At 51.5% G+C, this 5,669-nt stretch carries 4 tRNA genes and 2 rRNA genes; all 6 read left to right on the top strand.

Going from position 1 to position 5,669, the window contains the following annotated elements:
* Positions 1-515: 515 nt before the first annotated feature.
* The 6 genes from I6E39_RS10950 (at position 516) to I6E39_RS10925 (ending at position 5,667) form a co-directional block, all read left to right on the top strand.
* A 16S ribosomal RNA gene (locus I6E39_RS10950) occupies positions 516-2,046 on the top strand.
* A gap of 115 nt (positions 2,047-2,161) precedes the next feature.
* A tRNA-Ile gene (locus I6E39_RS10945) sits at positions 2,162-2,238 on the top strand.
* A gap of 21 nt (positions 2,239-2,259) precedes the next feature.
* Positions 2,260-2,335 (top strand) — tRNA-Ala (locus I6E39_RS10940).
* 253 nt (positions 2,336-2,588) lie between these two features.
* Positions 2,589-5,425, top strand: a 23S ribosomal RNA gene (locus tag I6E39_RS10935).
* Together the 16S and 23S rRNA genes with 4 tRNA genes alongside form the textbook arrangement of a ribosomal RNA operon.
* Positions 5,426-5,513: 88 nt before the next feature.
* A tRNA-Lys gene (locus I6E39_RS10930) sits at positions 5,514-5,589 on the top strand.
* Positions 5,590-5,592: 3 nt separating this feature from the next.
* Positions 5,593-5,667, top strand: a tRNA-Glu gene (locus tag I6E39_RS10925).
* The last annotated feature ends 2 nt before the right edge of the window (positions 5,668-5,669 follow it).

The raw sequence follows: 5,669 nt of genomic DNA, 5'->3' as shown, positions 1-5,669 counted from the left end.
AAAAAAGCTCGAAAAAAATGAAAAAAGGTGTTGACAAACGGGTACGGTTTTGCTAATATAAGCAAGCGCTCTGCGACAGGGCAAAACCGGTCGAAAGCGCAGGGGCCCAAAAGGTTCACAAGTTAAGAGCTCGAAAAAAGTTTGAAAAAACTTGAAAAAAGCTCTTGACAAAGCGAACTGAATGTGGTAACCTAATCGAGTCGGCTGCGAGGCCGGCACGAGATAACCTCGAAAGAGCGGCGAATGAAAGAGCTTTAAAAAAGTTTGAAAAAACTTGAAAAAAGTTCTTGACAAAGCGAAAACGATGTGTTATCATTAAAACCCGCCGCGACAAGTTCGCGCGGTGTGCACCTTGTAAATTAAACAACGTGACAAACACGAAGCACCAAAAAGGTGACGGTTGTTTAAGAAGCTTTGAAAAAAGCTTGTAAGGAACAACGTCAATTTATTTCTTTGAAGCTAAGTTTAAGCTTCAATAAAATTGATTTGAGGAACTTCGGTTCTTTAAATACCATTTTATTGAGAGTTTGATCCTGGCTCAGGATGAACGCTGGCGGCGTGCTTAACACATGCAAGTCGAACGGAGAGCCATTGAAAGAGGATTCGTCCAATTGATATGGTTTCTTAGTGGCGGACGGGTGAGTAACGCGTGAGTAACCTGCCTTGGAGTGGGGAATAACACAGAGAAATTTGTGCTAATACCGCATAATGCAGTTGGGCCGCATGGCTCTGACTGCCAAAGATTTATCGCTCTGAGATGGACTCGCGTCTGATTAGCTAGTTGGCGGGGTAACGGCCCACCAAGGCGACGATCAGTAGCCGGACTGAGAGGTTGGCCGGCCACATTGGGACTGAGACACGGCCCAGACTCCTACGGGAGGCAGCAGTGGGGAATATTGGGCAATGGGCGCAAGCCTGACCCAGCAACGCCGCGTGAAGGAAGAAGGCTTTCGGGTTGTAAACTTCTTTTCTCAGGGACGAAGAAAGTGACGGTACCTGAGGAATAAGCCACGGCTAACTACGTGCCAGCAGCCGCGGTAATACGTAGGTGGCAAGCGTTATCCGGATTTACTGGGTGTAAAGGGCGTGTAGGCGGGACTGCAAGTCAGATGTGAAAACTCAGGGCTCAACCCTGAGCCTGCATTTGAAACTGTAGTTCTTGAGTACTGGAGAGGCAGACGGAATTCCTAGTGTAGCGGTGAAATGCGTAGATATTAGGAGGAACACCAGTGGCGAAGGCGGTCTGCTGGACAGCAACTGACGCTGAGGCGCGAAAGCGTGGGGAGCAAACAGGATTAGATACCCTGGTAGTCCACGCTGTAAACGATGGATACTAGGTGTGGGGGGTCTGACCCCCTCCGTGCCGCAGTTAACACAATAAGTATCCCACCTGGGGAGTACGATCGCAAGGTTGAAACTCAAAGGAATTGACGGGGGCCCGCACAAGCGGTGGAGTATGTGGTTTAATTCGAAGCAACGCGAAGAACCTTACCAGGGCTTGACATCCCGAGGCCCGGTGTAGAGATACACCTTTCTCTTCGGAGACCTCGGTGACAGGTGGTGCATGGTTGTCGTCAGCTCGTGTCGTGAGATGTTGGGTTAAGTCCCGCAACGAGCGCAACCCTTATTGTTAGTTGCTACGCAAGAGCACTCTAGCGAGACTGCCGTTGACAAAACGGAGGAAGGTGGGGACGACGTCAAATCATCATGCCCCTTATGTCCTGGGCTACACACGTACTACAATGGTGGTCAACAGAGGGAGGCAAAGCCGCGAGGCAGAGCAAACCCCTAAAAGCCATCCCAGTTCGGATCGCAGGCTGCAACCCGCCTGCGTGAAGTTGGAATCGCTAGTAATCGCGGATCAGCATGCCGCGGTGAATACGTTCCCGGGCCTTGTACACACCGCCCGTCACACCATGAGAGTCGGGAACACCCGAAGTCCGTAGCCTAACCGCAAGGAGGGCGCGGCCGAAGGTGGGTTCGATAATTGGGGTGAAGTCGTAACAAGGTAGCCGTTCGAGAACGAGCGGCTGGATCACCTCCTTTCTAAGGAGACATCAACAACTGAAAGATGTTGTTGTAACGTCCTAGGTCAGACCTGATGGTGAAGAATGAGAGTCACGTTGTTTAATTTAGAGGGCGCACGCCGAAGGCGGCCGACGGGCCCATAGCTCAGCTGGCTAGAGCGCACGACTGATAATCGTGAGGTCGGTGGTTCGAGTCCACTTGGGCCCACCACAAAAACTCTGACGGGAAGTCGGGGGTATAGCTCAGCTGGGAGAGCGCCTGCCTTGCAAGCAGGAGGCCAGCGGTTCGATTCCGCTTATCTCCACCAACAAGATCAAATCGAAGCATTTTGCGATGCGAAGTGTTTCGATCTGACCTTGAAAGAGGTTGGAAAGTCTGCACCTTGAAAACTGAACAGTGAAGCAAGCAAGAAATTGCGAGCAAGCAACAGAGAGGTAACAAAGTTTTTTTGTGGACTTTAATCAATAATTAGGGTAACACAAACTACAATGAACCGATTTGTGCCTGCATAATTCTTATGGAACCGAGAGAACAGCTTAGAAGATAGGTTGTTCTACGAAGGTCAAGCTAATAAGAGCGCAAGGGGAATGCCTTGGCATCAAGAGCCGATGAAGGACGTGACAAGCTGCGATAAGTCTGGGGGAGCTGCACATAAGCTTTGATCCCGGAATTTCCGAATGGGGAAACCCGGCGGAGCAATACTCCGTCAACCTGCGTTGAATAAAATAGGCGTAGGTGGGGAACCGCCTGAACTGAAACATCTAAGTAGGGCGAGGAAGAGAAATCAACAGAGATTCCGCAAGTAGTGGCGAGCGAACGCGGAAGAGGGCAAACCGAAGGATTTATCCTTCGGGGTTGTGGACTGACACAACGGATCAATAGATTAGCTGAACGGTATGGGAAGGCCGACCATAGCGGGTGATAGTCCCGTAAGCGAAAATTGAATTGATCCAGTCAGGATCCAGAGTACCGCAGGACACGTGAAACCCTGTGGGAAACTGGGGGGACCACCCTCCAACCCTAAATACTACTTGATGACCGATAGAGGAGCAGTACCGTGAGGGAAAGGTGAAAAGGACCCCGGGAGGGGAGTGAAATAGAACCTGAAACCTTGTGCTTACAAGCACTCAAAGCTCGTTAAAGAGTGATGAGGTACTTTTTGTAGAACGGTCCGGCGAGTTATTGTACGTAGCGAGCTTAAGGTATTCAGTACCGGAGGCGAAGCGAGAGCGAGTCTGAATAGGGCGAATTAAGTTGCGTGCAATAGACCCGAAACCAGGTGACCTATCCATGGGCAGGCTGAAGTGGAGGTAAAACTCCATGGAGGGCCGAACCGACCCCCGTTGCAATGGTGGCGGATGACCTGTGGATAGCGGAGAAATTCTAATCGAACTTGGAGATAGCTGGTTCTCCCCGAAATAGCTTTAGGGCTAGCGTTGATTTAGATTACCGGAGGTAAAGCACTGAATGGGCTAGGGGCTGATAAAGTTACTGAACCCTATCAAACTCAGAATGCCGGCTAATTGATGATCAGCAGTCAGACTACGTGAGATAAGTCTCGTGGTCAAAAGGGAAACAGCCCAGACCCACAGCTAAGGTCCCTAATATACGCTAAGTGGAAAACGATGTGGAATTGCGAAAACAACCAGGATGTTGGCTTAGAAGCAGCCACTCATTAAAAGAGTGCGTAATAGCTCACTGGTCGAGTGACTCTGCGCGGAAAATGTAACGGGGCTAAGCGTATAACCGAAGCTTGGGATGCAGCAATGCGTGGTAGGGGAGCGTCGAATACGGGGTGAAGTCGCATCGGAAGGAGCGGTGGACTGTATTCGAGTGAGAATGCCGGAATGAGTAGCGAGAATTATGTGGGAATCATAATGGCCGAAAATCTAAGGTTTCTTGGGGAAGGTTCGTCCGCCCAAGGTAAGCCGGGAGCTAAGGCGAGGCCGAGAGGCGTAGTCGATGCACATACGGTTGAAATTCCGTAGCCACCGAAACTTAAACCAGAAGGACACTTGGAGCTATCCAGACCCGGGCGTTGGTTGACCCGGGCGAAAGGGACCGAAATTAAGTAGGGAAGCTGGAGAATGACGAGGCGAGAAAAGTTCTGGTGTATGCTAAGGTGCCCGTACCGCAAACCGACACAGGTAGATGAGGAGAGAATCCTAAGGCCAACGGGAGAAGGGTTGTTAAGGAACTCGGCAAAATTACCCCGTAACTTCGGGATAAGGGGAGCTCTGAAAAGAGCCGCAGAGAATAGGCCCAAGCGACTGTTTACCAAAAACACAGGTCTATGCTAAATCGAAAGATGACGTATATGGGCTGACGCCTGCCCGGTGCTGGAAGGTTAAGAGGAGGGCTTAGCGCAAGCGAAGGTCTGAATTGAAGCCCCAGTAAACGGCGGCCGTAACTATAACGGTCCTAAGGTAGCGAAATTCCTTGTCAGGTAAGTTCTGACCCGCACGAATGGCGTAACGATTTGGGCGCTGTCTCAACAGCCCACCCGGCGAAATTGTAGTACTGGTGAAGATGCCAGTTACCCGCAACTAGACGGAAAGACCCCATGGAGCTTTACTGTAGCTTAATACTGAGGATTGGTAAATCATGTACAGGATAGGTGGGAGGCTTGGAAGCTTGGGCGTCAGCTCAGGTGGAGCCACCCTTGGGATACCACCCTTGATTTACTGGTTTTCTAACCTGCGGCCGTGAATCCGGTCGGGGGACACTGTTAGGTGGGCAGTTTGACTGGGGCGGTCGCCTCCTAAAAGGTAACGGAGGCGCTCAAAGGTTCGTTCAGCACGGACGGAAATCGTGCAGTGAGTGTAAACGCATAAACGAGCCTAACTGCGAGGCCGACGGGCCGAGCAGTAACGAAAGTTGGAGTTAGTGATCCGGCGGTATGCAAGTGGAAGTGCCGTCGCTCAACGGATAAAAGCTACCCTGGGGATAACAGGCTGATCTCCCCCAAGCGTCCACAGCGACGGGGAGGTTTGGCACCTCGATGTCGGCTCGTCACATCCTGGGGCTGAATTCGGTCCCAAGGGTTCGGCTGTTCGCCGATTAAAGTGGCACGCGAGCTGGGTTCAGAACGTCGTGAGACAGTTCGGTCCCTATCTGTTGCGGGCGTAAGAGATTTGAAGGGAGCTGTCCTTAGTACGAGAGGACCGGGATGGACAGACCTCTGGTGCACCAGTTGTCCTGCCAAGGGCACAGCTGGGTAGCTACGTCTGGACGAGATAAACGCTGAAAGCATCTAAGCGTGAAACTCTCCCTAAGATTAGATCTCTCATCCTTTATGGAGTAAGGCTCGACGTAGACTATGTCGTTGATAGGTCGGAGGTGGAAGCGCCGTGAGGCGTGCAGCTGACCGATACTAATAAGCCGAGGGCTTGACCTACAAGGTCAATAAGGAATGCAGGCGCTTGCAAGCAAGGAATTGCGGTTTCACTGTTCGGTTTTCAGGGCGCAGACAAAGCGCACCATATGCGCCTTTAGCTCAGTTGGTAGAGCAACTGACTCTTAATCAGTGGGTCCCGGGTTCGAATCCCTGAAGGCGCACCACACGGCCCGTTGGTCAAGCGGTTAAGACGGCGGCCTCTCACGCCGCAAACATGGGTTCGATTCCCGTACGGGTCACCATT

The sequence above is a fragment of the Pseudoflavonifractor phocaeensis genome, assembly GCF_021531375.1.
In the GTDB taxonomy this organism is placed as follows: domain Bacteria; phylum Bacillota; class Clostridia; order Oscillospirales; family Oscillospiraceae; genus Lawsonibacter; species Lawsonibacter phocaeensis_B.
This window is presented reverse-complemented; position numbering and strand designations above follow the sequence as displayed.